This window comes from Kitasatospora hibisci (assembly GCF_043950205.1).
Taxonomy (GTDB): Bacteria; Actinomycetota; Actinomycetes; order Streptomycetales; family Streptomycetaceae; genus Kitasatospora; species Kitasatospora hibisci.
Genome location: NZ_CP171642.1, coordinates 1,725,386 through 1,751,922 on the forward strand (window position 1 = coordinate 1,725,386; position 26,537 = coordinate 1,751,922).

Annotated in this window: 25 protein-coding genes; 12 read left to right on the forward strand and 13 right to left on the reverse strand. The window is 74.0% G+C overall.

Annotation, left to right across the window (positions count from 1 at the left end):
- Window positions 1-20: 20 nt before the first annotated feature.
- From ACF9IK_RS07330 to ACF9IK_RS07345, 4 genes are all read left to right on the forward strand, one after another.
- A complete protein-coding gene (locus ACF9IK_RS07330) occupies window positions 21-1,214 on the forward strand; it encodes an MBL fold metallo-hydrolase (protein ID WP_395298496.1) in 1,194 nt (397 codons plus the stop codon).
- Window positions 1,215-1,420: 206 nt separating this feature from the next.
- Window positions 1,421-2,332 (forward strand): acyl-CoA thioesterase, encoded by a 912-nt coding sequence (locus ACF9IK_RS07335; protein ID WP_395293423.1) that lies wholly within the window; start codon window positions 1,421-1,423, stop codon window positions 2,330-2,332.
- 172 nt (window positions 2,333-2,504) lie between these two features.
- Window positions 2,505-3,203 (forward strand): TetR/AcrR family transcriptional regulator, encoded by a 699-nt coding sequence (locus ACF9IK_RS07340; RefSeq protein ID WP_395293424.1) that lies wholly within the window; start codon window positions 2,505-2,507, stop codon window positions 3,201-3,203.
- 249 nt (window positions 3,204-3,452) lie between these two features.
- Complete coding sequence (locus tag ACF9IK_RS07345) at window positions 3,453-3,632, forward strand: hypothetical protein (RefSeq protein ID WP_395293425.1); 180 nt, start codon at window positions 3,453-3,455, stop codon at window positions 3,630-3,632.
- Between the two features lie 146 nt (window positions 3,633-3,778).
- Here ACF9IK_RS07345 and ACF9IK_RS07350 read toward each other — a convergent pair whose 3' ends face one another.
- Window positions 3,779-5,575 (reverse strand): DUF2398 family protein, encoded by a 1,797-nt coding sequence (locus ACF9IK_RS07350; protein WP_395293426.1) that lies wholly within the window; start codon window positions 5,573-5,575, stop codon window positions 3,779-3,781.
- Window positions 5,576-5,868: 293 nt separating this feature from the next.
- Here ACF9IK_RS07350 and ACF9IK_RS07355 point away from each other — a divergent pair, with 293 nt between their 5' ends.
- The gene (locus ACF9IK_RS07355) at window positions 5,869-6,606 is read left to right on the forward strand and encodes a lysoplasmalogenase (RefSeq protein ID WP_395293427.1); all 738 of its coding nucleotides are present in this window, start codon (window positions 5,869-5,871) and stop codon (window positions 6,604-6,606) included.
- A 98-nt stretch (window positions 6,607-6,704) separates the two neighbouring features.
- On the opposite strand, the gene ACF9IK_RS07360 is transcribed toward ACF9IK_RS07355, so the two are convergent.
- The 7 genes from ACF9IK_RS07360 to ACF9IK_RS07390 form a co-directional block, all read right to left on the reverse strand.
- Entirely contained in the window at window positions 6,705-7,304 is a 600-nt protein-coding gene (locus ACF9IK_RS07360) for a hypothetical protein (RefSeq protein ID WP_395293428.1), read from the reverse strand.
- 163 nt (window positions 7,305-7,467) lie between these two features.
- Window positions 7,468-8,271, reverse strand: coding sequence for an exodeoxyribonuclease III (locus ACF9IK_RS07365; protein WP_395293429.1), 804 nt, complete (start codon window positions 8,269-8,271; stop codon window positions 7,468-7,470).
- A 99-nt stretch (window positions 8,272-8,370) separates the two neighbouring features.
- Window positions 8,371-10,161, reverse strand: a complete 1,791-nt coding sequence (gene ggt, locus ACF9IK_RS07370) for a gamma-glutamyltransferase (protein ID WP_395293430.1) — start codon at window positions 10,159-10,161, stop codon at window positions 8,371-8,373.
- 174 nt (window positions 10,162-10,335) lie between these two features.
- Window positions 10,336-11,397 carry an ROK family glucokinase gene (locus ACF9IK_RS07375; RefSeq protein WP_395298497.1) on the reverse strand — a complete coding sequence of 354 codons (1,062 nt, stop codon included), beginning with the start codon at window positions 11,395-11,397 and terminating at the stop codon, window positions 10,336-10,338.
- Window positions 11,398-11,438: 41 nt separating this feature from the next.
- Window positions 11,439-12,254 carry an ATP-binding cassette domain-containing protein gene (locus tag ACF9IK_RS07380; RefSeq protein ID WP_395293431.1) on the reverse strand — a complete coding sequence of 272 codons (816 nt, stop codon included), beginning with the start codon at window positions 12,252-12,254 and terminating at the stop codon, window positions 11,439-11,441.
- Complete coding sequence (locus ACF9IK_RS07385; protein WP_395293432.1) at window positions 12,251-13,279, reverse strand: ABC transporter permease; 1,029 nt, start codon at window positions 13,277-13,279, stop codon at window positions 12,251-12,253. The genes ACF9IK_RS07380 and ACF9IK_RS07385 overlap by 4 nt, the downstream gene beginning before the upstream one ends.
- Entirely contained in the window at window positions 13,276-14,295 is a 1,020-nt protein-coding gene (locus tag ACF9IK_RS07390; RefSeq protein WP_395293433.1) for a substrate-binding domain-containing protein, read from the reverse strand. Before ACF9IK_RS07390 ends, ACF9IK_RS07385 begins: the two co-directional genes overlap by 4 nt.
- 311 nt (window positions 14,296-14,606) lie before the next feature.
- On the opposite strand from ACF9IK_RS07390, the gene ACF9IK_RS07395 reads away from it, so the two are divergent.
- The gene (locus ACF9IK_RS07395) at window positions 14,607-15,758 is read left to right on the forward strand and encodes an alpha/beta hydrolase (protein WP_395293434.1); all 1,152 of its coding nucleotides are present in this window, start codon (window positions 14,607-14,609) and stop codon (window positions 15,756-15,758) included.
- Window positions 15,759-15,824: 66 nt separating this feature from the next.
- Here the strand turns inward: ACF9IK_RS07395 and ACF9IK_RS07400 are convergent, their stop codons facing one another.
- Window positions 15,825-16,019 (reverse strand): hypothetical protein, encoded by a 195-nt coding sequence (locus ACF9IK_RS07400; protein WP_395293435.1) that lies wholly within the window; start codon window positions 16,017-16,019, stop codon window positions 15,825-15,827.
- A 150-nt stretch (window positions 16,020-16,169) separates the two neighbouring features.
- On the reverse strand, window positions 16,170-17,762 hold the full coding sequence (locus tag ACF9IK_RS07405; protein ID WP_395293436.1) for a PucR family transcriptional regulator: 1,593 nt from the start codon (window positions 17,760-17,762) through the stop codon (window positions 16,170-16,172).
- Window positions 17,763-18,180: 418 nt separating this feature from the next.
- On the opposite strand from ACF9IK_RS07405, the gene ACF9IK_RS07410 reads away from it, so the two are divergent.
- The 5 genes from ACF9IK_RS07410 to ACF9IK_RS07430 all read left to right on the forward strand — a co-directional run bounded on the left by ACF9IK_RS07410 (window position 18,181) and on the right by ACF9IK_RS07430 (window position 25,087).
- Window positions 18,181-19,068 carry an FAD binding domain-containing protein gene (locus tag ACF9IK_RS07410; protein WP_395293437.1) on the forward strand — a complete coding sequence of 296 codons (888 nt, stop codon included), beginning with the start codon at window positions 18,181-18,183 and terminating at the stop codon, window positions 19,066-19,068.
- A complete protein-coding gene (locus tag ACF9IK_RS07415) occupies window positions 19,065-19,553 on the forward strand; it encodes a (2Fe-2S)-binding protein (protein WP_395293438.1) in 489 nt (162 codons plus the stop codon). Before ACF9IK_RS07410 ends, ACF9IK_RS07415 begins: the two co-directional genes overlap by 4 nt.
- A gap of 73 nt (window positions 19,554-19,626) precedes the next feature.
- On the forward strand, window positions 19,627-21,999 hold the full coding sequence (pucD, locus tag ACF9IK_RS07420; protein ID WP_395293439.1) for a xanthine dehydrogenase subunit D: 2,373 nt from the start codon (window positions 19,627-19,629) through the stop codon (window positions 21,997-21,999).
- 327 nt (window positions 22,000-22,326) lie between these two features.
- A complete protein-coding gene (locus ACF9IK_RS07425) occupies window positions 22,327-23,808 on the forward strand; it encodes an NCS2 family permease (RefSeq protein ID WP_395293440.1) in 1,482 nt (493 codons plus the stop codon).
- A gap of 82 nt (window positions 23,809-23,890) precedes the next feature.
- Complete coding sequence (locus ACF9IK_RS07430) at window positions 23,891-25,087, forward strand: XdhC family protein (RefSeq protein WP_395293441.1); 1,197 nt, start codon at window positions 23,891-23,893, stop codon at window positions 25,085-25,087.
- A gap of 58 nt (window positions 25,088-25,145) precedes the next feature.
- Here ACF9IK_RS07430 and ACF9IK_RS07435 read toward each other — a convergent pair whose 3' ends face one another.
- A complete protein-coding gene (locus ACF9IK_RS07435; RefSeq protein ID WP_395293442.1) occupies window positions 25,146-25,439 on the reverse strand; it encodes a hypothetical protein in 294 nt (97 codons plus the stop codon).
- 219 nt (window positions 25,440-25,658) lie between these two features.
- Between ACF9IK_RS07435 and ACF9IK_RS07440 the strand changes: the two genes are divergently transcribed.
- On the forward strand, window positions 25,659-25,952 hold the full coding sequence (locus ACF9IK_RS07440; RefSeq protein ID WP_395293443.1) for a hypothetical protein: 294 nt from the start codon (window positions 25,659-25,661) through the stop codon (window positions 25,950-25,952).
- 39 nt (window positions 25,953-25,991) lie between these two features.
- Here the strand turns inward: ACF9IK_RS07440 and ACF9IK_RS07445 are convergent, their stop codons facing one another.
- Together ACF9IK_RS07445 and ACF9IK_RS07450 are read right to left on the reverse strand one after the other, a co-directional pair.
- Window positions 25,992-26,165: a LysE family transporter gene (locus ACF9IK_RS07445; protein ID WP_395293444.1), complete on the reverse strand. Its 174-nt coding sequence runs from the start codon at window positions 26,163-26,165 to the stop codon at window positions 25,992-25,994.
- A gap of 128 nt (window positions 26,166-26,293) precedes the next feature.
- Complete coding sequence (locus tag ACF9IK_RS07450) at window positions 26,294-26,497, reverse strand: cold-shock protein (RefSeq protein ID WP_395293445.1); 204 nt, start codon at window positions 26,495-26,497, stop codon at window positions 26,294-26,296.
- Window positions 26,498-26,537 lie beyond the last annotated feature (40 nt).

Genomic DNA, 26,537 nt, shown 5'->3' on the forward strand with positions numbered 1-26,537 from the left:
CCGACCGGACCGGACCGGGCCTGGCAGGCCTCCCCCGGGCGGCCTGGCACCGGATCCGCACCGACGCCTTCGGCGCCGAGCCCCGCGGCGGACGGCTCGCCCGGATCCAGCGCTCACCGCAGTTCGCCGACGGGGCCTTCCGCAACCCCCTGCCCACCCGCCGGCTGGTCTACGAGCGCACGCCGCTGGAGATCACCCGCGCCCAGCTGGCCGCCGACAAGACCCGCCGGACGCCCGCGGCCGCCGTGCCGCTGCACCGGCTGCTCCCGGTCGACCTGGCCGCCCCGCCCGACTCCGGCCTGCGGCTGACCTGGCTCGGCCACGCCACCGTGCTGGCCGAGCTCGACGGCCGCCGGGTGCTGTTCGACCCGGTCTGGGGCGAGCGCTGCTCGCCGTTCGCCTGGACCGGCCCCAAGCGGCTCCACCCGGTGCCGCTGCCGCTCGGCGAACTCGGCCCGGTGGACGTGGTGGTCGTCTCGCACGACCACTACGACCACCTCGACATGGCGACCATCCGCGCGCTCACCGGCACCGGCGCGGTCTTCGCCGTCCCGCTCGGCGTCGGCGCGCACCTGGAGCACTGGGGCGTCCCCGCCGGGCGGATCGTCGAACTGGACTGGTGGGAGTCGGCCGAGGTGGCCGGGCTGACCCTGACCGCCACCCCGGCCCGGCACTACTGCAGCCGCGGCCCGCGCACCAGCGCGCTGTTCCTCTGGGCCTCCTGGGTGGTGGCCGGCGGCGGGCACCGGCTCTTCCACAGCGGCGACACCGGCTACTTCCCGGGCTTCGCCGACATCGGGCGCCGGCTCGGTCCGTTCGACGCGACGATGATGCAGGTCGGAGCCTACTGCGACTACTGGCCCGAGGTGCACATGACGCCCGAGGAAGGCGTCCGGGCCCATCTGGACCTCGGCGGGGAGCTTCTGCTGCCGATCCACTGGTGCACCTTCAACCTGGCGCCGCACCCGTGGGAGGAGCCCGCCGAACGGGTCGTCGCCGCCGCCCAGGCACTGGGCGTGCGGCTGGCGGTGCCCCGCCCCGGCAAGCCCTTCGAGCCGGCCGACCCGCCCGCGCTGCGGCTCTGGTGGCGGGCGGTCGCCGCCCCGCCGAAGGACGACTCCGGGCTGGTCGTGCCGGCCGCCCCGGCCGCCGCGCCCGCCCGTCCGCCGGCCCGGCCGGTGGCGACGACGGAGGACGACGGCGTCGCGGTGTGACAGCCGGGCGGGTTCCGGCCCGCCCGGCGGCTCCCGCCCGTGCCCGCGTCGGGGCCACCGTCGGTCCGGGGCCCGGGGCCCGGGACGCCCTCTCGGCCGACCCCGCCCAGCCGGCCGGGACTGAAACAGGTTCTACGCCTGAAGTTCGCCCGAAATGGTTACCCAGGTCACACCGTGGGACCGTTGGCTTCTGCCACTATGGGCCCGTGACCGACGTGAGTGAACAGGAGAGAAGGGCCACCGGCACCATCGGCCCGTTCGCCGAGCTGCTGCGGATCGAGCGGCTGGACGAGAACACGTTCCGCGGCCAGTGCCACGCCGGGGCCCCGATGCGCGCCTTCGGCGGCCAGGTCGCCGCGCAGGCGCTGACGGCCGCCGGGCGCACCGTCGAGCCGGACCGCCCGGTGCACTCGCTGCACGGCTACTTCCTGCTCCCCGGCGATCCGACCCGCCCGATCCGCTACGAGGTCGAGCGGATCCGCCAGGGCATGTCGTACGCCACCCGGCGAGTGACGGCGGTGCAGGGCGACGCGGCGATCTTCACCCTCTCCGCCTCCTTCAAGCGGCCGGAGGCGGCCGCCGACCGCCACCGGGAGGCGCCACCGGTCCCCGGCCCCGGAGAGCTGCCGGACGCGCTCTCCCTCTGGGACGAGGCGGCCCGCGCCGAGCTGACCCGCTCCGGCGGCTTCGGCTCGCTGGAGCTGCGGTTCGTGCCGGCGGACGCCCCCGGCCTGCCGCCGGCCGTCCCGGGCATGCCGCAGCAGTACGTGTGGCTGCGCACCGGCTCGCCGCTGGACGACGACGACCCGCTGCTGCACGTCTGCGCGCTCACCTACCTGTCCGACCTCACCCTGGCCTCGACCGCCGGGCTGCACGTCCAGCCGAACTTCTTCCAGCGGCGGGAGCCGCCGCGGCTGATGATGGCCTCGCTGGACCACGCGATGTGGTTCCACCGCCCGTTCCGGGCCGACGAGTGGCTGCTGTTCGCCCAGCGCAGCCCCTCCTCCTCGGACGGACGGGGGCTGTCGCTCGGTGAGTTCTACGACCGGGAGGGCCGGCTGGTCGCCTCCGCCGTCCAGGAGGCGTTGATCCGCGACCGTGGCGCCCGGCCTCGCTGACCTGCCGCCACCCGGCGTTCGGACGCCCGGGCCCGAACGCCCGGGCGCGGTCGAGCGGCACCCGGGGGACAGTCGCGGAGGCGTCCCCGACCGGCGGGGAGACGGCAGGCGAACGCGGGGCGGCCGGCCGACGTCATACTCCTGAGCGGCCCCGAGCCGTATCATGGTGCGGGTGACCAAGGTTGACCTGTCACCACGACCGGTGGAGGCGATGTCTCCGCGTCAGCTGGAACGCCGCGAATCCCTGATCGCGGCCGCACTCGCCCTGGTGAACGAGATCGGCGTCGAGCGGCTGCAGATGAAGCAGGTCTGCGAGCGCTCGGGAGTCGCCCTCGGGACGGCGTACCGCTACTTCTCCTCCAAGGACCACCTGCTGGCGGCGGCGATCGCCGAGTGGCACCGGCTGCTCCTGGCCGATCTGGTGGCGGAGCTGCGCGGGCCACGGGCCGGACTGGGCGCCACCGACCGGGTGGTGCGCTTCGTCCGCGGCGGGATGCGCGCCTACCAGCGCCAGCCCGAGCTCGCCAGACTCCGGGTGGCCGTCGCCGCCTCCACCGACCCGTTCGCCAGCGAGGCCCTGCAGGGCATGGCCCGGGCCGACAGCGCCGCCCTGCAGGCGGTGATGGCCGAGGTGCCGGCCGCCGCGAGCGACCTGGTGCGGCACATCGTCGGCCACGCCTGGCAGGGCGAGCTGACGGCCTGGGTGACCGGGCGCACCACGCTCGGCGACGCCCGGCGGCGGCTGGAGGACGTGGTGCGGCTGGTGCTGACCCCGTACGAGACGCCGTTCCCGGCTCCCTATGAAGGCCTGACGGAGGTACGGCCGGACCTCCGGTCCGACGTGCGGTCCGAGGTCCGGCCGACCGTGTGAGCCGGCGGCGGGGGCGTCCCCGCCGCCGGCTCGCACGCCGGGCTCGGTCGGCCGTCACCGGGTGGGCCACGACGGCGTCGCACCGGCAGCCCTCCCGGTTGACCAGCGCCACGTCGGGCCGGGTGCTGCCCGGCCGGCCGGTCGCGCGCCCGGGCGGGTGGGGCATATCCGGCAAGCCGACGCCCACCTCCCATCCGGACTTCACCCGCGCGTAGCGATCGTTAACGCCGCCCTGGAACGCTCCGTGACATGAACGCCCACCCTCCGGCGACCTCCCAGGATCCGCGCTTCCCGCTCCCCCAGCGGCACCGCCGCTTCCTCGCCTGCGCCGCCGTGCTCGCCTCCATCGCCCTCGGCACCCTCGGTGTCGGCGCCACCGTCGAGACCGTCCGGCACGACACCGCGGCGACCACCACGGCGAGCAGGTGATGTGATCCGGGCCGTGTGGACAGTGGGGTCACGGTGCGGCTTCGGCCAGGAGGTGCACCGTGGCCCCGCCCGAGAAGCTCGCGGCGGGGGCACCGGCCGTCTCGCCGCCGGACGCACCAGGGTCGCCGGACTCGGACTCCGATTCCTCAGGCCCGCTGTTCGGCGCGTTCGCCCGCGGGGGACGGGACGGTGACCGCCGGGTCGCGGCGGGAGTGGCGGCCGGTGCCCGGGGCCGGCAGGAGGTCGGCCGCGGGGGCGTAGCGGGCGGCGGGGGCGCGGAGCAGCCAGCCCGGCGGGCGGGTGCCGCGAGGGGTGGGGGTGATCAGGCCCATCCGGTGCAGCAGGTCGAGCGCGTCACGGCGCAGGGCCGTGCGGTCGGCGAGGTAGTCCCGCCGCCATCCGGCCGGGAGGCCGTACTCGTCGGCGATGTCGCCGAGCACGCCGTCTATCAGCGCGTCGGGAACCGGGACGACCGGCACCGCCGGCTCGTCGCCCGGGGCCTCCGCCTCCTCGGCGGGCTCGCCGGGCAGCGGGCGGACCTCCTCGACCAGGCGCTCGACCAGTAGCAGCGCGGCCTGTGCCAGGGTGCCGGGGCCGGGCAGCACGAGGTCGGTGAGCTCCTCCGCGGGGTCGAGCAGGGCGACGCCCTCGGCCCGCGACTCGGCCTCCAGGCCCAGGAACTCGGCGAGGGCCGCCGGGCCGCTGTGACGGTGCTCGCGGAGCCAGGCGCGCTGGTCCTCGGGCAGGTCGGCGACGAGGACGGCCGGGGTCTCGGCGAGGCGGCGGCGGACGGCGGTGCCGGGTTCGGCCTCCGCGGCGCGACGGATCAGGTCGGCGGCGTCGGCGGCGAGCTCGGGGGGCCCGGCGGGGACGGCACGGGCCAGCTCCCGGTCGACCGTCAGGACGGCGTCCTCGTCGGCCGGGTCGGCGGGGACCCCGGTGAGCACCTGCCAGTCGGCGAGCGCGGCCAGGGCCATGGTGAGGTCGCCGGGGGCGGCGGCGGGGAGCGGTCCGGGCACGACGGCGCACATCGCGGCCCGCAGCCGGCCCAGCGGCAGCTGCTCCGGGGCGTCGACCAGCAGGGCCAGGACGAGGGCGAGCTGGGCGTAGCCACCGGGGGTGAACGGGGCCCCGGTGGCCGGGTGTTCGAGCCGGCGGGTGGCGCCGGGGCCGAGGCCCGCCTTGCAGAGGCGGGCGTGCCAGGGGCCGACCACGAGGCGGTAGCCGAGCAGGGTGTCGAAGCGCTCGGCGAGCCAGTCGCGGTGACGCCGGATCAGCGGGAAGCCGTCGGCGTGCGGGCCGGAGGCGGTGACCAGCGGGTGGGCGAGCAGCAGGCGGGCGGCGATCCGCTGCTCGGCCGCGGCGGCGGAACGGTCCTGCGGTCCGGTCGCGCCGGCCGGGCCCGGCGCCACGGCTGCGGAGCCGCGGGCCCGCTCGGGCTTGCGGTGCCGCCCGGGGCTGCCGGGCTTCGCACCCGAGCGGACGACGGGCAGGGTGTCGGCGTGGGGGGGGGGGGGGGGGCGGGCCTCGCGGGCGCGCAACGCGGCGGCCGCGTGCGCGGTGGGGCCGTGCCACCAGCTGACGTCCGTCGCGCCCCCGGCGGCCGCCCCGGCGCCGGCCCGCACGGGAACGGTCGGCGCGGGGGCCGCCTCGGCGGGGGCGCCGAAGTGCCGGGCGGGATAGAGGCCGAAGGAGGCGGCGCAGAGGTCGTCGGCGGTGCCGGGATCGGCCTCGGCGAACCACTGGGCGAGCCGGAGCAGGCCGGGGTCGGGCGAGAGCCCGTCGGCGGGGCCGACCGGCTCGGCCCCCTGCGGAGCGTCAGGCCCGGCTCCACGTACAGCGGCGACGGCGTCGGTGGTGCTCCGCCCCGCCCCGCCCGTGCGCCCGTCCGCCGTGCCGCCGGCCACCTGCGTGGCGCCGGCCGCGTACTCCTGCTGCTCCATGTCGTGGACCAGACTAGACGGTGGGCGCCGCCCCCGGTGGCGGCAACCGCTCCTCCCGGCGAATCGACCTGCCCGGCTCCGCCGGGCACCGGCGGCCGCCCGTCGCCTCCCCCGCGCCTCCCGCCGCCGTGCGGATCCGCCGCCGCGTCACCGCCCGGCCGGCACCGACCCTACGCACCGGTAACAATGTCTTCCGCAGGCGGGCCGAGTCGCCTAGGGTGCGGACGAACGGGCCGCCGCCCCGGCCCCGCCGCGCCCGTGCACCGCCCCACCCACCCGGAGGACACCGCCGCATGAGCATCCGTACGACCACCCGCGCCGTTCTCGGCGGGCGCCTGCGCTCCGCCACCGGGCTGCTCGCCGGCTTCGCCGCCACCTCCGCGGCCCACCTGGGCGCGATCCTCACCGAGACCCCGGTGCTGCGCCACGCCACCAAGCCGGCCCTGATGCCCCTGCTGGCCGCACAGAGCGTCACGGCCGCGACCGAGGCCGGCCGGAAGGCCCCGGAGCTGCTGGCACCGGCACTGCTGTTCAGCACCGGCGGCGACGTGCTGCTGCAGCTCGGCAACGACACCGCCTTCCTGGCCGGCATGGGCTCGTTCGCGGCGGCACACGTCTGCTACGTGACGATGTTCGTGCGGCGCGGGGCGCTGACCGACCGGCGGCGGGCACTGCTGGTGGCCGCCGCGTACGCGACGGCGTGGGCGACGATGATCGGGCGGCTCTGGCCGGACCTCGGCGACCTGCAGATCCCGGTGGCGGGCTACAGCCTGCTGCTCGCCTCGACCGCCGTCACCTCGGCGGGCCTCGGTTGGCGGACCGGCCTGGGCGGGGCGCTCTTCCTGCTCTCGGACACGCTGATCGCGACCAAGCTGGCGAAGTGGCAGGAGCTGCCGGGCCACCAGTTCTGGATCATGGCGACGTACGTCCTGGCCCAGTACCTGCTGGCGAGCGGCACCCTGCGGGGCGAGGAGGCGTCCACCGCCGAGCCCGCCACCGCCCGGCCGGCCCTCCGACCCGCCTCCGCCTGACCCGCCGCCGTCGTACACCGGTCGGCCCCGGACACGGCGGTGGGGGGGGGGGGGGGGGGGGGGGGGGGGGGGGGGGGCACCGCCGTGCAGGACGCCCTTCAGACCGAGTCGGCGCCGGTCCGCCGCCGGAGCAGCCAGAAGCCGCCGATGCCGGCCGCGACCAGGGCCGCGCCGCCGGCCAGCTCCGCCGGGTTGGCCGCGACCGAGCCGCCGAGCCCGGTCTTCACGGCTCCGTGCGGAGCCACCTGCTGGCTGCCGGCGCCGGACTGGCCGAGCGAGCCGGCCCACTCCCCCGCCGCCTGGCTCCACGACCCGATGCTCTCCGCGGGCGAGGACGCGGTCGCGGTGGTGACCGTCACGCTGGTCGAGAAGACGGCGCCGTCCGGGCAGGTGCCGTCGACCTTGCTGTCACCGCTGTTCTTGCCCGCCAGCCGGGCGGAGCCGGTGTGCCTGCCGTCCGAGCCGAGCGTGAGGGTGGCCGGGCCGCCCTCGAACGCCGGGGAGTGGGCGGTGATGGTCTTGGCGTTGGGCTTGTCGGACTTCTCGCAGGAGACCGTGACCGTCACGGTCTGGCCCGGTGCGGCCTGGGACGGGCTGACCGTGGCGGCGCCGTCCTTGGCCAGCGCGGTGGGAGCCGTCAGGCCGGTCAGCACCGCCGCGCCCATCAGGGCGGCGGCGGCCGTACGCGTGGGGCGCATGCCGGAACCTCCGGGATTCTCGGGCGCAGCCGGGGACTCCGATGTCCACGTGATCGAACAACTACACCCAGTCATTCACCGACGGTAGGCACCCGCCCCCCGCCCGGCCACCGGTCTGGACCGTTCGGGGGACTCGCCGTCACACGGCGTGATCCGGGTCGGCTCAGAGGTCGAGGTCGACCACGACCGGGGCGTGGTCGGAGGTGCCCTTGCCCTTCCGGGCCTCGCGGTCGACGTAGCTGTCGGTCACCGCGTCGGCGAAGGGCTTGTTGCCGTAGGTGAGGTCGATCCGCATGCCCCGGTTCTTCGGGAAGGCCAGCTGGCGGTAGTCCCAGTAGGTGTAGGGGCGGTCGTACTTGAGCGGGCGGGGCACGACGTCCTGGAGGCCGGCCCCGGCCAGGGCGGCCAGCGCGGCGCGCTCGGCGGGGGTGACGTGGGTGAGGCCCTCGAAGGCGGCGACGTCGAAGACGTCCTCGTCGGTCGGGGCGATGTTGAAGTCGCCCAGGACGGCGAACGGACGCGGGCGGGCCGCGTCCTCGGCCGCGGCCACCCGCAGCGCCTCCAGCCACTCCAGCTTGTAGTGGTAGTGGGGGTGGTCGACCTCGCGGCCGTTCGGCACGTAGACCGACCAGACCCGGACCGGGCCGCAGGTGGCGGCGATGGCCCGCGGCTCGACGTCGGGCAGCAGGGCGCCGTCGGCCAGGTAGCCGGGCTGGCCGGGGAGGTCGCGCACGACGTCGTCGAGGCCGAGCCGGGAAACGATGGCGACGCCGTTCCAGCGGCCGGTGCCGTGGGCGGCCGTCTCGTAGCCCAGCTCGCGCACCTCCTCGTACGGGAAGGCGTCACTGGCGCACTTGAGCTCCTGGAGGCAGAGGACGTCCGGCTTGGCGCTCTCCAGCCATTCCAGGAGCTTGGGCAGCCGCGCGGTGACGGAGTTGATGTTCCAGGTGGCGATGCGGACGGTCACGGCGTGCGGCCTTCCCGGTGGCGGTACGGACGAGGGGTGGGCGCCCGAGCGGACGCCCACCCCGAATCTACCGAACGGCACCGACAGACCCGGCCGGCGTCAGGGGGCGGGCCGCACCACCGCGGCCGAACCGCCGCCGCGGCGCACCGGCTCGGCGGCGGCCACCCAGCGGCCGTCCGGCAGCCGTTCGACGCCGGTGGCCGCCCCGATCTCGGGCGTGCCGGCGAACACGTGGCCGAGCGCCTCCAGCCGGGCGCGCTCGGGCAGTGCGAGGAAGTCCGGCTCGGCCTGGGTGGCGGCCGTGTTGCGCTGGCTGGCGCGCGGCGCGGCGATCGCCTGCTCCAGGCTGAGGCCGCGGTCGAGGCGGCCGAGCAGCACCTGGAGCGTGGTGGTGATGATGGTCGCGCCGCCGGGCGAGCCGGTCGCGAGCAGCGGCTCGCCGTCGCGCAGCACGATGGTCGGCGAGAGCGAGGAGCGCGGGCGCTTGCCGGGGCCTGGCAGGTTGGGGTCGGGCACCCCGGGGGTGAGCGGGGTGAAGTTGAAGTCGGTGAGCTCGTTGTTGAGCAGGAACCCGCGGCCGGGGACGGTGATTCCGCTGCCGCCGGTCTGCTCCAGGGTGAGCGTGTAGGAGACGACGTTGCCCCAGCGGTCGGCGACGGTGAGGTGGCTGGTGCTCAGCCCCTCGTACGGCTCGGCGGCGGGCGCCGCTCCGGTGTCGGCGCAGCGGGCGGGGTGGCGCGGGTCGCCGGGGGCGAGCGGGCTGGTGAGGGCGCGGTCGGGGTTGATCAGGCAGGCCCGGGAGGCGGCGTACCGCTCGGAGAGCAGCTCCCGCACGGGGACGTCGTTGAACGCCGGGTCGCCGACCCATCGGTTGCGGTCGGCGAAGGCGATCCGGCTGGCGTCCAGGAGGTGGTGGTAGTACTGCGTGCCGTCGTACCGCCCGACCTCGCCGTCCTCCAGGATGCCGAGCGCCTCGCCGACGGTGGTGCCGCCGGAGCTGGAGGGGGCGATCGAGTAGAGGTCGTAGTCGCGGTAGGCGACGTGGGTGGGCTGCTGCCGGCGGACCCGGTAGGCGGCCAGGTCGGCGGCGTCGACCTGGCCGGGGCGGGCGTTGCGGCCGGAGGCCGGGTCCACCGGGGGGTGCTGGACGGTCTTGACGATGTCGGCGGCGAGGTCGCCCCGGTAGAGCGCGTCGGTTCCCTCGCGGCCGAGCTGCCGGTAGGTGGCGGCGAGGTCCGGGTTGCGGAAGGTGGAGCCGACGGCCGGCAGCGCGCCCCCGGGGAGGAAGAGCTTCGCCGTGTCGGGGAAGTCCTTGAACCGGGCCTGGTTCAGCGCGGTCTGGTCCTGGAACGTCCGGTCGACGGTGAAGCCGTGCTCGGCGATCCGCTCGGCGGGCTTGAGCGCGTCGGCGAAGGAGCGCCTGCCCCAGAGCCTGACGGCCGTCTCCCAGGTGGCCGGGGCGCCGGGCACGCCGACGGAGAGGCCGCTGGTGACGGCGTCGGCGAAGGGCAGCGGCTTGCCGTCCTCCAGGAACAGCGAGGTGTCGGCCGTCCGGGAGGCCGTCTCCCGGCCGTCGATGGTGGAGACCCGGCCGGTGTCGTGGTCGTAGTAGACGAGGTACCCGCCGCCGCCGATCCCGGCCGAGTACGGCTCGGTGACCCCGAGGGCTGCGGCGACGGCGACGGCTGCGTCCACCGCGTTCCCGCCCTTGCGCAGCACCTCGATCCCGGCCGCCGTGGCGTCGGCGTCGACACTGGCCACCGCACCGCCCCAGCCCACCGCCTCAGGCACCTTGGGCGGTGGTTCCGCCGCTCCGGCCGGCCCCGCGACGGAGCAGACCAGGGCGGTGGCGAGCAGGATCGGCGGGGTGATGCGGGCCAGAGCTCTCATCCGAAGGGCCTCCCGAGTCGACGTCAACTCCGTTGTTTCACAGGAGGCATGGCCCGGACAACAGGGCCGCACCGGCACCACCGCGCAGTTGACGCTCCGCCCGGGGCCCAGCGTGCGCCGGGGCAGCGAAGGGGCGCCCGCCGTCGGGCGGGCGCCCCCACGGACCGAGGCGTGCTACGGGACGCTGCGCTCCACCCGGCGGCGCTTGATGGTGCGGAAGCGGCGGGCCACCTGGCGGGCCAGGTCGGCGGCGCCGACCAGGCCGGCCTCGTTGCCCAGGGCGGCGTGCACGATGGTGGACTCGGGGCGGAAGCCGCGGCCGGTCAGGGTGCGGCGGAAGGTGTCGCGGGCCGGGGCGAGCAGGAGGTCTCCGGCCTCCGAGACGCCGCCGCCGATGACGAAGCGGCCCGGGTCGAGCGCGGCCGCCAGGTTGGCGATGCCGACGCCGAGCCAGGTGCCCACCTCGTACAGCAGCTCGGTGGCGGTCGGGTCACCGGCCCGGGCGGCCTCGGTGACCAGCGGGCCGGTGATGCCCTCGGCGGTGCCGCCGGCCCGGGCCAGCAGCGGCTGGACCACCGGCGACTCCTCGGCGACCAGCTCACGGGCGTCCCGCACCAGGGCGTTGCCGGAGGAGTACTGCTCCCAGCAGCCCCGGTTGCCACACGGGCAGCGGTGGCCGCCGGGCACCACCTGCATGTGCCCGAACTCCCCCGCCAGGCCGTACTTGCCCCGGTCGACGTAGCCGTCGCGGACGACGGCGCCGCCGATCCCGGTCCCCAGGGTGAGCATCACCATGTGGTCCTCGCCGCGCCCGGCGCCGAACCGCCACTCGGCCCAGGCGGCCGCGTTGGCGTCGTTCTCGACGATCACCGGGAACCGCAGCCGCTCGCTGAGCGCCTCGCGCAGCGGCTCGCCGCGCCAGTTCAGGTGCGGGGCGAACAGCACCGTGGAGCGGTCCGCGTCGACCCAGCCGGCCGCGCCGACGCCCACCGCGTGGACGTCGTGCCGGTCGGCGAGTTCGAGCACCAGCTCGACGATGACGTCCTCGACCACCTTGGGGCTCTTGCTCTTGTCGGGGGTGTCGGTGCGCACCTTCTCCAGCACCTTGCCCTCGCCGTCCACCACGCCGGCGACCACCTTGGTGCCGCCGATGTCGACGCCGATGGTGGGCAGCCGCAGGACCCCGGCGGGCAGGGCGCGCCGGCGGCGCTCGGCCCGCGGGCCGAGGCCGAGCAGGTTGGGCAGGACCGGCGGCCGGGTGCCGGCGTTGGGGCTGGTCACGGCTGCGGACGCTCCTCACGGGGTTCGGGGGCGGGGTCGGTGGGCCGGCCCAGCTCGTGCGAGAGCTCGGCGAGGTCGGAGCCCCCGGCCATCTCGGTGGTGAGCCGTTCCAGGCCGATCTCCGCCCGGGGGTGGCTGCCGGCCGTCCGGCCCCGCTTGAGCAGGGTGAAGTGGTCGCCGACCAGGTACGCGTGGTGCGGGTTGTGGGTGATCAGCACCACCCCGAGGCCGGCGTCGCGGGCGGCGGTGACGTACTTGAGCACCACGCCCGACTGCTTGACGCCGAGCGCGGCGGTGGGCTCGTCCAGGATGAGCACCTCGGCGCCGAAGTGCACGGCACGGGCGATCGCCACGCACTGGCGCTGGCCGCCGGAGAGGGTGCCGATCGGGCGGTCGACGTCGGGCAGGTCGATGCCCATCCGGGCGAGCGCCTCACGGGTGGTGGCGCGCATGCCGTCGGCGTCCAGCCTCAGCCCGCCCCAGCGGCGGTGGCCCTGCTCGGAGCCGAGGAAGAAGTTGCGCCAGACCGGCATCAGCGGGACGACCGCGAGGTCCTGGTAGACGGTGGCGATGCCGCGGTCGAGCGCCTGGCGCGGGGAGTCGAAGCGGACCTCCTCGCCGCCGACCGTGAAGGTGCCCTCGTCGTGCTGGTGCAGCCCAGCGATGATCTTGATCAGGGTGGACTTGCCGGCGCCGTTGTCGCCGAGCACGCAGCTGATCTCACCGGCCCGCAGGCTGAGGGAGACGTCCTCCAGCGCGCGGACCGTGCCGTAGGTCTTGCCGACCCCGTCGAGCGCGAGCAGCTCGGTCATCGCGGTCCCCTCTCGGCGCGGCGCTTGACCCAGGAGTTCAGCAGGGCGGCGAGCAGCAGCATCGCCCCCAGGAAGAACTTGAACCAGTCGGGGTTCCACTGGGCGTAGACGATGCCCTTGCCGACCATCCCGAAGATCAGCGCGCCGAGCGCGGCACCGACCACCGAGCCGTAGCCGCCGGTGATCAGGCAGCCGCCGATCACCGCGGCCACGATGTAGATCAGCTCGTTGCCGACGCCCTCGCCGGACTGCACGGTGCCGAAGGAGAACAGCAGGTGCTGGCCGAGCACCCAGGCGCAGAAGCCGACCCCGAGGTAGAGCACGGTCTTGGTCCGGGCGACCGGCACGCCGACCGCGCGGGCCGCGGCCGCGTCGCCGCCGACCGCGAAGACCCAGTTGCCGAAGCGGGTCCGCAGCAGTACCCAGCTGCCGACCGCCACCAGGCCGAGCCACCACCAGACGGTGGCCCGGATCGTCAGCCCCCCGACGGTCAGCTCGGAGGCGAACAGCCACCGGCAGGACGCGAAGCCCTCCATGTCCGCGATCGGCTTGGTCGAGACCGTGCCGGAGACCAGCTTGGTGACGCCGAGGTTCGCGCCGGTGAGCATCAGGAACGTGCCCAGGGTGACGATGAAGCTCGGCAGTCCGGTGCGGCCGAGCATCCAGCCGTTGAAGAAGCCGATCGCCAGCGTGACGGCCAGCGAGACCAGCACACCGACCCAGGTCACCGCGGTCAGCTGGTAGCTGACCATGGACGAGGTGAGCGCGGCGGTGGTGACCAGCACGCCCGCCGAGAGGTCGAACTCGCCGCCGATCATCAGCAGCGAGACCGGCACCGCCATGATGCCGATGGTGGACGCCGCGTACAGCACGGTGCCCAGCGAGGAGACCCGCAGGAACGGTTCGGCGACGGCGGCGAAGACCAGGAAGACCGCCGCCGCGGCGATCAGCGCGCCCAGCTCGGGCCGGGCGAGCAGCCGCCGCACCGCCGCCGGGCGCTCCCGGACGATGACGTCGGTACTCAACGCGTCCCCCTCGCGACGTACTCGGCGAGGGCGTCGGCGTCGTTCCGGGTGAGGATCTGCGGGCCGGTCAGCACCGGCTTGCCTCCGCCGAGCATGTCCAGGTTGGAGCGGTAGAGCCAGAGCAGGTCGACGCCCTCGTACCCCTGGAGGTAGGGCTGCTGGTCGACGGCGAAGCCGACGGAGCCGGACTTCAGCCCGGCCACCACGGCCTCGCCCAGGTCGAAGGTGTCCAGCTCGACCGGGCGGCGGGCGTCCTGGATGGCCTGCAGACCGGTGGCCGCCATCGGACCGGAGAGGGTCAGCACGGTGTCGATGGCCGGGTCGGCCTGGAGCTTGGCGGCGACGGCGGCGCGTGCGTCGGGCATGTTGACGCCGTCGACGTAGAGGACCTGGAAGCCGCCGCCGGCCTTGCTCCGGGCGCCGCCGCAGCGCTGCTCCTGGCCCACGTTGCCCTGCTCGTGGATGACGCAGAGGACGCTCCTGCGACCGCGGGCGGCGAGCTCGGCGCCCGCGGCCTGGCCGGCGGTGGACTCGTCCTGGCCGATGTGGGTGAGCGCGCCGAACTTCGCGGAGTACTCCTGGCCCGAGTTGATGGTGATCACCGGGATGCCGGCGGCCTCGGCCTTGCCGAGCACGTCGGCGAGCGCGTCGCCCTTGGCGAGGGTGACCAGCAGGCCGTCGACCTTCTGGTCGATGGCGGCCTGGACGAGCTGGACCTGGTTCTGGGTCTGCGCGTCGTTGGAGTACAGGAAGGTGATGTTGTCCTTGGCGGCGGCCTGCTCGGCGCCCTTGCGCACGGTGTCCCAGAAGGCGTCGCCGGCGCCCGCGTGGGTCACCATGGCGACCTTCCAGCGCGGGGTGGTGACGGCGCTGCCGGCGGCGGCCGCGGCCTTGGCGCGGGCCTGCTCGGCGCGTCTGCCTCCGGTGCTGCTGCAGCCGGCCACGGCGACCAGCACGGCCAGGGCGGCGCAGGCGGGCAGGAACCGGCGGGAAGGGCGAAAGCGGGTTGTGCTCATCCCCATAGTCTCGCTGCCCCGCGGGCGCGCGATTGCACCGCCTCGCCCGCCGCCGGAGTCCGGACGGGCGGTATCGTGCCCCGTCGGGGGCAATCCTGGGCGTCCGCTGGGCGTATGGTCCGGGCGCGGGCCGCCGGGGTGGCAGACTAGGGCGAACCCGGAAAGGGATCATCGCGGAAACGTGATGTTCCTCTCAGGTTCCGCACAGATTCGGACGGCAACCGATCCCCGTTCGAGGCCGTCCAATGCCATTGGAGTGCGTTCGGGCGAGTGGGGCCCGAGCGGCTTGCGAACCCGGATACGAGACTTTGATGCAACTGACAGGCACGCCGTTCCTCATCTGCACGGTGATCCTCGTGCCGATCTCCATCGCGGTGGCGATGCTGTGCTGGGGTCGGGTGCGCGGGCCGCAGCCGGTGCGGATCCTGTCCCGGCTCGTCATGATCGTGTTCTGCCAGATCACGGCCGTGGTGATGGTGTTCGTCATGGTCAACAACGCCAACCTGATCTACGGCAGCTGGGAGGACCTGCTGGGCACCGGCAACCACGTCCGCGCGGTGCCCTCGATCCCGCCGGCCGAGCAGCCGGTCCCGGCCTCGGGCGGCACCGCCAGCGCGCAGCCGACCGCGGGCGGGGACGCCGCGAAGCCCAAGCTCACCCAGCAGTTCCGCGGCGTCAACGACCCTGCCGTCCCGGGCGACGTGCAGAAGACCGACCTCAAGGGCCCGGTCTCCGGCGTCGACGGCGAGGTGCTGGTCTGGCTCCCGCCGCAGTACAACGACCCGGCGTTCAAGGACAAGAAGTTCCCGGTCGTCGAGCTGATCCCGGGCTACCCGGGCTCCTCGTCCACCTGGTACGGCACGCTGAAGGTCTCCGAGCAGCTGAAGCCGCTGATGCAGCAGGGCAAGGTGGCGCCGTTCATCCTGGTCTCGCCGCGCACCCTGCTGCTCGGCGGCCACCAGGACGCCGGATGCACCGACATCCCCGGCAAGATCAACGCGGACGCCTGGCTGACCCGGGACGTGCCGCAGATGGTCATGGACAACTTCCGCGCCGACCCGTCGCCGGAGCGCTGGGGCATCGCCGGCTACTCGGCCGGCGCCCACTGCGCGGCCAAGCTCTCGCTCGCCCACCCGAACCGCTACCGCGCCGGGGTGGCCCTGTCCGGCTACAACGACCCGGCGGTCGAGAAGGACTCGCTGGTCGGCAAGGACGCCAAGCTGCGCGAGGCCAACAACCCGGTCAACATCCTGAAGAACGCCCAGCAGCCGCCGAAGGTCGCGCTGTACGTCTCCGGGAACAAGGGCGACGGTTTCGAGGACGGCCAGGCGATCGCCGCCGTGGCCAAGGCCCCGACCACCGTCCAGGTCCAGGAGGCCACCGGCCCGCACACCACCGACCAGTGGAAGGCCCTGGTGCCGGGCGTCTTCGAGTGGCTGACCGGCGTCATCCCGGTCCAGTAGGACCTGCCCGACGCAACGGAGGGCCCGCCGCGCGATGTGCGGCGGGCCCTCCCGGCGTTCCGGTCCTCAGACGGTGTCGGCGTGCCAGATCCGGCTCGGCGGATCCCCGGCCTCGGTGTCCGCGCTGAACCGCTCGGGTGTCCCCCGGCGTCTCCGTGTTCCCGGCGTCCCCGGGCGCAGCGCGGGCCTGAGCAGCCGCCGGAGCCGTTGGGCGGCCTCACCGGTGAAGCCGTCGAACTCCGGCACCGCCTGGAGCGGCACGGCGCCGTCCGCCAGCTGTTCACCTGCGACGGCACGCCGGCGCAGCGCCGGAGCATCCCGACCGTGAACACCCCCGTCCTGCCGGGCAGTCCGTAGCAGGATCCGGGCAGGCATTGCGCCCCGTCGGCCGACCGGCGGGGCGCCGTCGTGTCACGCCAGTTCGAGGGCCAGGTAGAAGTCCACCCGGTCCTCCAGGCGGGAGAGGTCCCGCCCGGTCAGCTCCTCGATCCGGCCGATCCGGTAGCGGAGGGTGTTGACGTGCACGTGCAGCTGGGCGGCGCAGCGCGTCCAGGAGCCGTCCGAGCGCAGGAACGCCTCCAGCGTGCGGACCAGGTCGGCCTGGTGCTCGATGTCGTAGGCGATCACCTTGTCCAGCAGGCGGCTGCGGAAGGCGCGGCGGACCTCGTCCGGGACGGCGGCCAGCAGCAGCACGTGCGAGGCCAGCTCCTCGGGGCCGGCCACGCAGACCCGGCCGACCCGGGCACCGGCGATCCGGCGGGCGTGCCGGGCCTCCTCCAGGGCGCCGCGCAGGCCGCCGGCCTCGGGGGCGGGGGCGGAGACGCCGAGGGTGATCCGGCCCTCGGAGCCGAGGCCGGCCTCCAGCGGGGCGAGCAGCTCACGCAGGGTGTCGGCGGGGACGGCGGTGTCCATCGCGGGCATCACCACGACGGCGCCGGTGCCGGCCCCGGCGACCAGGGCCCGGTCGGTGGTGCCGCCCAGGGCCTCTTCCAGGACGGCGCGCACCGCCCCCTCGGGCAGGCCGGTCCCCTCGGCGCTGAGCACCAGCCAGTTGCCGTCCGACGCCTGGGGCTTCGGCTCGGGGATCTCGTACCGGGCGGCCATCGCCGAGGAGGCGTAGAGGGTGCGGCTGATCTCGGCCGGGTCGGCGTCGCGCTGCAGCAGGGTGAGCACCTCGTCGGCGAGACGGCGGCGCAGCCGGCGGCCCTCGTCGCGGCGCTGGCGCTCGGCGGCGACCAGCCGGGCCAGGTTCTCGGCGAGCTGCTGGCGCTTGGTGGTCCACTCGGTGACGTCGCCGGCCACCGCGAGCACCCAGTCGGCGAGCGGCGCCTCGGCCTCCGGGGTGGCCGAGGCCGGCAGCAGCGAGTACGAGCCGGTGAGCAGCCTGGCCCGGTGCGGGGGCCGGCGGCGCTGGCGCTGGGCGCCGAGGTGGGCGCGGACCAGCTGGTCGCGATCCTCGGCGGAGAGCCGGTCGGCGGGTCCGGCGATCACCGCGCCGGTGGGGGTGAGCACCCAGCAGTCCAGGTCGAGGTCGCCGCCGAGCAGGTCGAGGACGGCGTCCAGCCCGCCGCCGCCGGCAGCGGAGACCAGCAGGCGGTGGCGGTCGACCAGGGCGGCCAGGTCGGCGGCGCGGTCGGCCGAGACCTGCCGGCCGATGAACTCGGTGACGGTCCCGAAAGCGATGTCGTCGGGTACCGCCAAGAGGGGCATCCGGTGCCGGCGGCAGGCGTCGACGAGGTCCTCGGGGACGGGACCGACCTCGGCCTCGCCGGCCGCGAGGGCGACGGCGCCGCCGGCCACGATCGTCCGGACGAACCGCTCGGAGTCGGCCGGGCCGGTGCGCCAGAGCATGCCGGTGAGCACCAGCTCACCGCCGTGCAGGTAGCGGCCGGGGTCGTGCAGGTCCGTGGTCATGACGCCGCTGACCTGCCGGTCCAGTTCTTCCTCCGCCGCGAGCAGGCGCAGTCGCGGGGCTCCGGGGGCGAGCAGGTCGCGGACACGCATCCGGGACTCCTAACGGGCTGGGGGGTGAGGGTGAGGGCCCGAGCGCTCGGTCCGGGCAGACAGTGTGCCCGAACATCGGTGCTCGGTGTTACGTACCGACGGGCGCCCGGATCACGGGCCCATAGCTTGGGAATCACGGCCGGATTACGGTCGTAGGTAGCGCCCCGTAAACAGCTGGGCTGCGCGATTGTCCTCCTTAGAGGAACGTACAGGATGCCGGGCGGCACCACAGCCGGGGCTTCATGCCATCGGTGACTCCCAGTGGGCCCGGTCACAGCGGTTCACTGGCCACACGCCGCCGGACACACCCGGGTGACCAGGACGCGAAGCGAAGGCGACGAAGCAGTAGCGCAGTCCGAACACCGGAAGCGGGCACTGTGCCCACCGTCCGGCGGCAACGACTTGAGGAGACACCCGCATGGAGTTCCTTCGGCCCGCTACCTGGGACGAGGCACTCGCGGCGAAGGCTGAGTACCCGACCGCGCTGCCCATCTCGGGCGGTACGGACGTCATGGTCGAGATGAACTTCGACGTGCACCGGCCATCCGCGATTCTCGACCTGAACCGCATCACCGAGCTCACCGAATGGTCGAACGACGGCAGCGTCGTCCGGCTCGGTGCCTCCGTCCCGTACACCCGGATCATCGACGAGCTGTCCGGCCCGCTGCCGGGCCTCGCGCTGGCGGCCCACACCGTCGGCTCCCCGCAGATCCGCAACCGCGGCGGTGTCGGCGGCAACCTCGGCGGCGCCTCCCCGGCCGGTGACGCGCACCCCGCGCTGCTGGCGGCCGGGCGCGACGTCTTCGTCGAGGCCGGCTCGGTGCGCGGTACCCGGATGATCCCGATCGACGATTTCTACGTCGGGGTGAAGCGCAACAGTCTGGAGCCCGACGAGCTGATCCGGGCCGTGCACATCCCGGTGGCGGACGGCCCGCAGCAGTTCTCGAAGATCGGCACCCGCAACGCGATGGTGATCGCGGTCTGCGCCTTCGGCTTCGCCCTCCACCCGAGGAACGGCACCGTCGGCACCGGCATCGGTTCGGCTGCCCCCACGCCGCGCCGCGCCGTCGAGGCCGAGGAGTACCTGCAGGGCGTACTGGCCGAGCGCGGGCTCTGGGAGTCCGGCGACCTGCTGGGTGCCGAGGTGATCCAGCGGTTCGGCGAGCTGGTGAAGGACGCCGCCTCCCCCATCGACGACGTCCGCGGCACCGCCGACTACCGGCGCCACTCGCTGGCCGTGATGGCCCGTCGCACCCTCACCTGGTGTTGGAACGACTACAGCAAGCAGATCAGGAGCGCGGCATGAGGGTCACTTTCACCGCCAACGGCAAGCCGGTCGAGGCCGACGACGTCTGGGAGGGCGAGAGCCTGCTGTACGTCCTGCGCGAGCGGGTCGGCCTTCCGGGTTCGAAGAACGCCTGCGAGCAGGGCGAGTGCGGCTCCTGCACCGTCTACCTGGACGGCGTGCCGGTCTGCTCCTGCCTGGTCGCGGCCGGCCAGGTGCAGGACCGCGAGGTCCGCACCGTCGAGGGCCTGACCGAGGAGAGCGGCGAGCTGGGCCTGGTCCAGCAGGCGTTCGTCGACGCCGGCGCCGTGCAGTGCGGCTTCTGCACCCCGGGCCTGCTGGTGCAGACCGACGCCCTGCTGGAGCGGGACGCCCAGCCGAGTGACAACGACATCCGCGAGGCGCTGTCGGGCAACCTCTGCCGTTGCACGGGCTACGAGAAGATCATGGACGCGGTGCGGCTGGCTTCCGCCCGCAAGTGCGCCGGTAAGGCGGTCTCGGAATGAGCGAGCGAAGCGAGCGAATCATGAATGGCTGCGCATTGTGCGAAGCGCCCGCCGAGCGTTGCGAGGTGGCCGCATGAGCGTTCGCACCATCCAGGGTCAGAAGAACCTCCAGAACATCAACCAGGCCAGCAAGGACGGCATCGGCGGCTCGCCGCTGCGCCCGGACGGCAACCTGAAGGTCAAGGGCGAGTTCGCGTACTCGTCCGACATGTGGCACGAGGACATGCTCTGGGGTATGGCGCTGCGCTCGCCGCACCCCCGGGCCAACATCCTGGGCGTGGACGTCTCCGAGGCCCTCAGGGTGCCGGGCGTCTACGCCGTGCTCACCCACGAAGACATCCCGGGCTCCAAGTACTACGGCCTGGAGATCCAGGACCAGCCGGCCCTGGCGATCGACAAGGTCCGCTACCACGGTGAGGCGATCGCGCTGGTCGCCGCCGACCACCCGGAGACGGCCCGCCGCGCGGTGAAGAAGATCAAGGTCGAGTACGAGGTGCTCACCCCGATCACCACCGAGGAGCAGTGCCTCGACCCGGAGACCCACGGCTACGTGCACGAGCCGCACGAGTACAAGTCCCACGGGTACGGCAACATCTGCCACGAGCAGAGGCTCGTCTCCGGCCTCGGCGTGACGGACGAGGTCCGCGCGATGGCCGACGTCATCGTCAAGGGCACCTACGAGGTCGGCATGCAGGACCAGGCCTTCCTCGGCCCGGAGTCCGGCCTGGCCGTGCCCGCCGAGGACGGCGGCATCGACCTCTACATCGCCACCCAGTGGCTGCACGTGGACCGCCAGCAGATGGCCCCCGTGCTCGCCCTGCCGGAGGAGAAGGTCCGGCTCACGCTGGCCGGCGTCGGCGGCGCCTTCGGCGGCCGCGAGGACCTCTCGATGCAGATCCACGCCTGCCTGCTGGCCCAGCACACCGGCAAGCCGGTCAAGATCGTCTACTCCCGCGACGAGTCCTTCTTCGGCCACGTGCACCGCCACCCGGCGCGGATGACCTACGAGCACGGCGCCACCCGCGACGGCAAGCTGGTCTTCGCCGACGCCCGGATCGTGCTGGACGGCGGCGCGTACGCCTCCGCCTCGCCCGCCGTGGTCGGCAACGCCGCCTCGCTCGGGCACGGCCCGTACGTGATCCCGAACGTCAGGATGCACGCCATCGCGCTGTACAGCAACAACCCGTCCTGCGGCGCGATGCGCGGCTTCGGCGCCGTCCAGGCCGCGTTCGGCTACGAGACGCAGATGGACCGGCTGGCCGCCGAGCTGGGCATGGACCCGGTCGAGCTCCGCCAGCTGAACGCGATGGCCGAGGGCGACCACATGCCCACCGGCCAGCAGATCGACTCGCCGGCCCCGGTCGCCGAACTGCTCCAGCGGGTCAAGGACATGCCGCTCCCGCCGCCGCTGGACCTCGACCACCTGGACGTCCGGCAGATCCCCGGCGCGCTGTCCAACACCTCGCACGGCGAGGGCATCGTGCGCGGCGTCGGATACTCGGTCGGCATCAAGAACGTCGGCTTCTCCGAGGGCTTCGACGACTACTCGACCGCACGGGTGCGCCTGGAGGTGATCGGCGGCGAGCCGGTCGCCATGGTGCACACCGCGATGGCGGAGGTCGGCCAGGGCGGCGTCACCGTCCACGCCCAGATCGCCCGCACCGAGCTGGGCGTCGAGCAGGTCACCATCCACCCGGCCAACACCGAGGTCGGCTCGGCCGGTTCGACGTCCGCCTCGCGGCAGACCTACATGACCGGCGGCGCGGTGAAGCTGGCCGCCGAGGCGGTCGGACAGGCGCTGATCGAGAAGGGCCGCCGGCGCTACGGCTGGACCCAGAAGGACCTGTCGCTGGTCGGCGGCAAGGTGGTCTCGGAGTCGGCCGGCGTGCTGGTCTCCATGGTCGACCTGCTCGGCGACGAGGCGATCGACCTCACCCGGGAGCACCACCACCGCCCGACCGTCCCGTTCGACAAGGAGACCGGGCAGGGCTTCGGCCACGTCCAGTACACCTTCTGCGCCAACCGCGCGGTGGTCGACGTGGACGTCGAGCTCGGCCTCGTCAAGGTGGTGGAGCTGACCGCCGCCCAGGACGTGGGCAAGGCGCTCAACCCGCTCTCCGTGGTGGGCCAGATCCAGGGCGGCTGCACCCAGGCGCTCGGGCTGGCCGTGATGGAGGAGATCATCGTCAAGGACGGGAAGGTGCGCAACGCGTCCTTCACCGACTACCTGATCCCCACCATCCTGGACACCCCGCCGATCCCGGTCGACGTCCTCGAACTGCCCGACCCCAACGCGCCGTACGGTCTGCGTGGCGTCGGCGAGGCCCCCACCGTCTCCGCGACGCCGTCGATCGTGGCCGCCATCCGCAACGCCACCGGCCTGGCGCTCAACCGGATCCCGGTCCGGCCCGAGCACCTGACCACCGAGGCCCCGGAAGCCCTGTAACCGGAACCTCCGCGCACCTCCCCGGGGCGGCACCGGCTCCTCCGAGCGCAAGCGAGGGGGAAAGGTGAACACAGCCCCGCCGCCCCGGGGCAGCACCACCGAACGCAGTGAAGAAGCACCGCCCATGCACCATCCGAAGCAATGCGAACGCACCACTCCGCTGCCTCTCCCACGCCGGGGCTCTGCAGCGGTGCCCACCACCCTCGCACTGCCGGCACTGCCACAGAGTGCGCCCAGTGAGTCGAATCGTCCCCCTGTGCCAACTTCGTTGACTGGCTGTCAGGTCGGCTCGCCCACCCCAACCCCCTTTGACACTTGGGAGTGGACATGACCAGGATCCCCACGGAGCCCGGCACCACTGAAGACAGATCCGCCGAGGACGACGCCCCCACGTCGGCCCCTGCGACTCCTTCGAAGAACGCGCTGGACGCGTACTTCAAGATCTCCGCGCGGGGATCGACGCTCGCCAACGAGCTGCGTGGTGGCGTCACCACCTTCATGGCGATGGCGTACATCATCCTGCTCAACCCGCTCATCCTGAGCGGTGCCGACGTCACCGGCGTGAAGCTGGACCACGCCGCGCTGACCACCGCCACGGCGCTCGCGGCCGCCGTCACCACCATCCTGATGGGCGTGGTCGGCAACGTCCCGCTCGCCCTGGCCGCCGGCCTCTCGGTCTCCGGGGCCGTCTCCGCCCTGGTCGTCCCGCACACCACCTGGCCACAGGCCATGGGTCTGTGCGTCATCTACGGTCTGCTGATCGTGCTCCTGGTGGTCTCCGGCCTCCGCGAGAAGATCATGAACGGCATCCCGCTGCCGCTCAAGCACGCGATCACCATCGGCATCGGTCTCTTCGTGACGATCATCGGCCTCTACAAGGCCGGCTTCGTGCACACCGGCGGCCCGACCCCGCTGTCGCTCGGCCCCACCGGCGAGCTGGCCGGCTGGCCGGTCCTGATCTTCTGCCTCACCCTGCTGACGATCTTCGTACTGATGGCCCGCAACGTCCGCGGCGCGATCCTGATCGGCATCGCCGGCGGCACCGTCCTGGCGATGGTCGTCAACAAGCTCGCCGACGTGCCGGCCGAGGCCTGGAAGAACTCCGTGCCGGTCTGGCCGGGCAGCCCGGTCTCCGCCCCCGACTTCAGCCTCTTCGGCGACGTCGACCTGTTCGGCGCCTTCGGCGGCAAGGGGATGGGCGCGATCAGCGCCTCCGTCGCGGTCTTCACCCTCGTCCTGGCCGGCTTCTTCGACGCGATGGCCACCATCATCGGCGTCGGCACCGAGGCGGGCCTGGCCGACAAGCAGGGCCGGATGCCCGGCCTCTCCAAGGCGCTCTTCATCGACGGCGCCGGCGGCGCGGTCGGCGGTCTGTCCGGCGCCTCCGGCCAGACCGTGTTCGTCGAGTCGGCCACCGGCGTCGGCGACGGCGCCCGGACCGGCCTCGCCTCCGCCGTCACCGGCGGTCTGTTCGCCCTGATGCTCTTCTTCTCCCCGCTCGCCGGCATCGTCCCGGTCGAGGTCGCCTCCGCCGCCCTCGTCGTCATCGGCGCGATGATGATGAGCCAGGCCCGGCACATCGACTGGTCCGACCGCGAGGTCGCCATCCCGGCCTTCCTCACCTGCGTCCTGATGCCGTTCACCTACAGCATCACCGCCGGTGTCGCCGCGGGCGTCATCTCCTACACGGTGATCAAGGCCGGCCAGGGCAAGTGGCGCGAGCCCGGCCCGCTCATGTGGATCCTGACCGCGGTCTTCGTGGTCTACTTCGCGCTCACCCCGATCAAGTCCTGGCTGGGTGTGCACTAGCAGCACCGCCGCCGTACGGGAGTCGTTTCCCGTACGGCGGCACCAACCGTTCCGTCCGTTGAGGTTGAAGGAGCTCCCCGACATGCAGGACATCGCCGAGCAGCTGCAGGCCTGGCACGCGGCCGGGCGTTCCTTCGCCGTGGCCACGGTGGTCGGGGTCTCGGGCAGCGCGCCGCGCGATCCGGGGGCCGCACTCGCCGTCGACGCGGCCGGCGAGGCCGTGGGCAGCGTCTCCGGGGGATGCGTCGAGGGGGCCGTGTACGAGCTCTGCCAGGCCGCGATCGAGTCCGGCGAGCCGGTCCTGGAGCGGTTCGGCTACAGCGACGAGGACGCCTTCGCCGTCGGCCTGACCTGCGGCGGCATCCTGGACGTCTTCGTCCAGCCGGTCGTCCCCGGCACCGACCCCGCGCTCGACGCCGGCGTCACCTACATCGCCTCCGGCACCCCGGTGGCCCTCGCCCGGGTCATCGCCGGCCCCGGCGGCCTGCTCGGCGCCACCGTCGCCGTCACCGCCGACACCCATCACGGCGCCCTCTCCCCCGCACCGACGACCGTGGCCGGCCTCGAACGCGCCGTCGTCGCCGAGGCCCGGGCCATGCTGGACGCCGGCCGCACCGGCCGGGTCGTCCTCGGCCTGGACGGCCGCCCGTGCGACGAGCACGAGCAGGGCACCGTCACCGTCTTCGTCGAGTCCTACGTGCCCGCGCCGCGGATGCTGGTCTTCGGCGCCATCGACTTCGCCGCCGCCGTGGTGCGGATCGGCAAGTTCCTCGGCTACCGCGTCACCGTCTGCGACGCCCGCCCGGTGTTCGCCACCCGCAAGCGGTTCCCGGACGCCGACGAGGTCGTCGTCGACTGGCCGCACCGCTACCTGGACGCGCAGCTGGAGCGGATCGACGGCCGGACCGTGCTCTGCGTGCTCACCCACGACGCCAAGTTCGACATCCCGCTGCTGGAGCGCGCGCTGCGGCTGCCGGTCGGCTACGTCGGGGCGATGGGCTCGCGCCGCACCCACCGCGACCGGCTGGACCGGCTGCGCGAGGTCGGCCTCACCGAGGCCGAGATCGGGCGGCTGCGCTCGCCGATCGGCCTGGACCTCGGCGCCCGCACGCCCGAGGAGACGGCCGTCTCGGTCGCCGCGGAGATCGTCGCCCACCGACGGGGCGGCAGCTGCCTGCCGCTGAGCGCCGGCGACGGGCCGATCCACCACGACGTGGCGCGTGCGGCCGAGGCCCCGGACGGCCCGGCCGCCGGGGACCCCCGGGCGCACGCGGCCTGAGCGCCGGCGCGGGTCGGGCCGACGGGGCGGGTCGGTGCCGGACGGTGGGCGCCGCCGGTCAGGTCACGACGTTGTAGGCCTCGCAGATCATCGGCGGGGTGGTGGGCATGCCGATCTCCCTGAGGATCGGCATCAGCACCGCCGCGAAGTGGTCGAAGGCCTCCCTGGACTCCCACACGTCGGTGACGTGCCACCCACCGCCCGGTGTCGGGCCCGCCGCGTGCAGGATCAGCCCGCGCACCGGCCAGTCCGACGGCGAGTTCAGCCCCGCCCCGCCGGTCAGCCGGTCCACGCTCTCCTGGTACTGCGCCTGGGTGACCTCGGGAAACTCGAACGCCACGATGACGGCCATGGGCTGCTGCTCCTGCTCGCTGGGCCGGCGGGTCGCCGGGGGACGGCCGCCTCCAGTGCAGCCCCGGCCCGGACCCGGTCGCCAGTCGGCGCCCCCGCCCGGGTGACGACGACCGCGGTCGCCCCCAGGTGGCACCGGGTCGCATTGCGGGCCCTTGTCGGCGGCGTGACGCTGGAGTCCGGCGGACTCACCGTGAGCCCCGGGGAAGGAGCAGCGGTCATGCGTGCCCTGCTGGAGATCGAGCTCGACACCGAGACGACCAACGCGCTGATCACCGACGGCACGATCCGCGAGCGGTTCGAGCGGATCATGTCCGACCTCCGGCCGGAGGCTGCCTACGCCTTCGCCCGCAACGGCCGACGGTGCCAGATCGTCGTCGTCGACGTGGCGGACGAGGCCTCGATCCCGTCCATCTGCGAGCCGTTCTGGCTGGAGTTCAACGCCGACGTCGACCTGCACCTCTGCATGAACCCGGACGAGCTGCGCACGGGGCTGGACCGGATGAGCCGCTGAGGTCGGCCGCGCCACTGAGTCAGCGCCACTGAGTCCGCGTCAGTCCGAGACCGCGAGCTTCACCCCGAAGCCGACCACCACCGCACCGCTCACCCGGTCCGTCAGACGACGTGCGGCAGGCCGGCGCAGCCGTCCGCGCACCGCCTGCGCGAAGCCCACCAGCACCGCCGACCAGACCAGCCCCTCGACGACGTGCACGCAGGTGAGCGCCACTCCGGCGGCGAAGTGCGGCGGGACCTCGATCGTACGGGCCTCCGGCGGGGCCCGGACCGGACGTTCCCGACGCGTCCCGTCCCGAGCCGGGCGTGCCGCCGGGCTCGGGACGGGACGGGCCGCGTCGCTCAGAGGGGCCGGACGTGTTCGGCCACCGCCCGGCCCTCCTGTTCCGTCGGGTCGTACTCCACCCGCTGCCCCTCGGTCAGCGCCCGGTCGCCCTCCCCCACGATCGAGTCGAAGTACACGTACAGCGCGGGCCCGTCCTCGTCGGGCGCGATCAGGCCGTAGCCGTGGTGCACGTTGTAGGACTGCACGGTTCCGGTGGCCATGGGCACTCCTTCGGTCGCTCGGGGTGAGGACCTCCTGGGT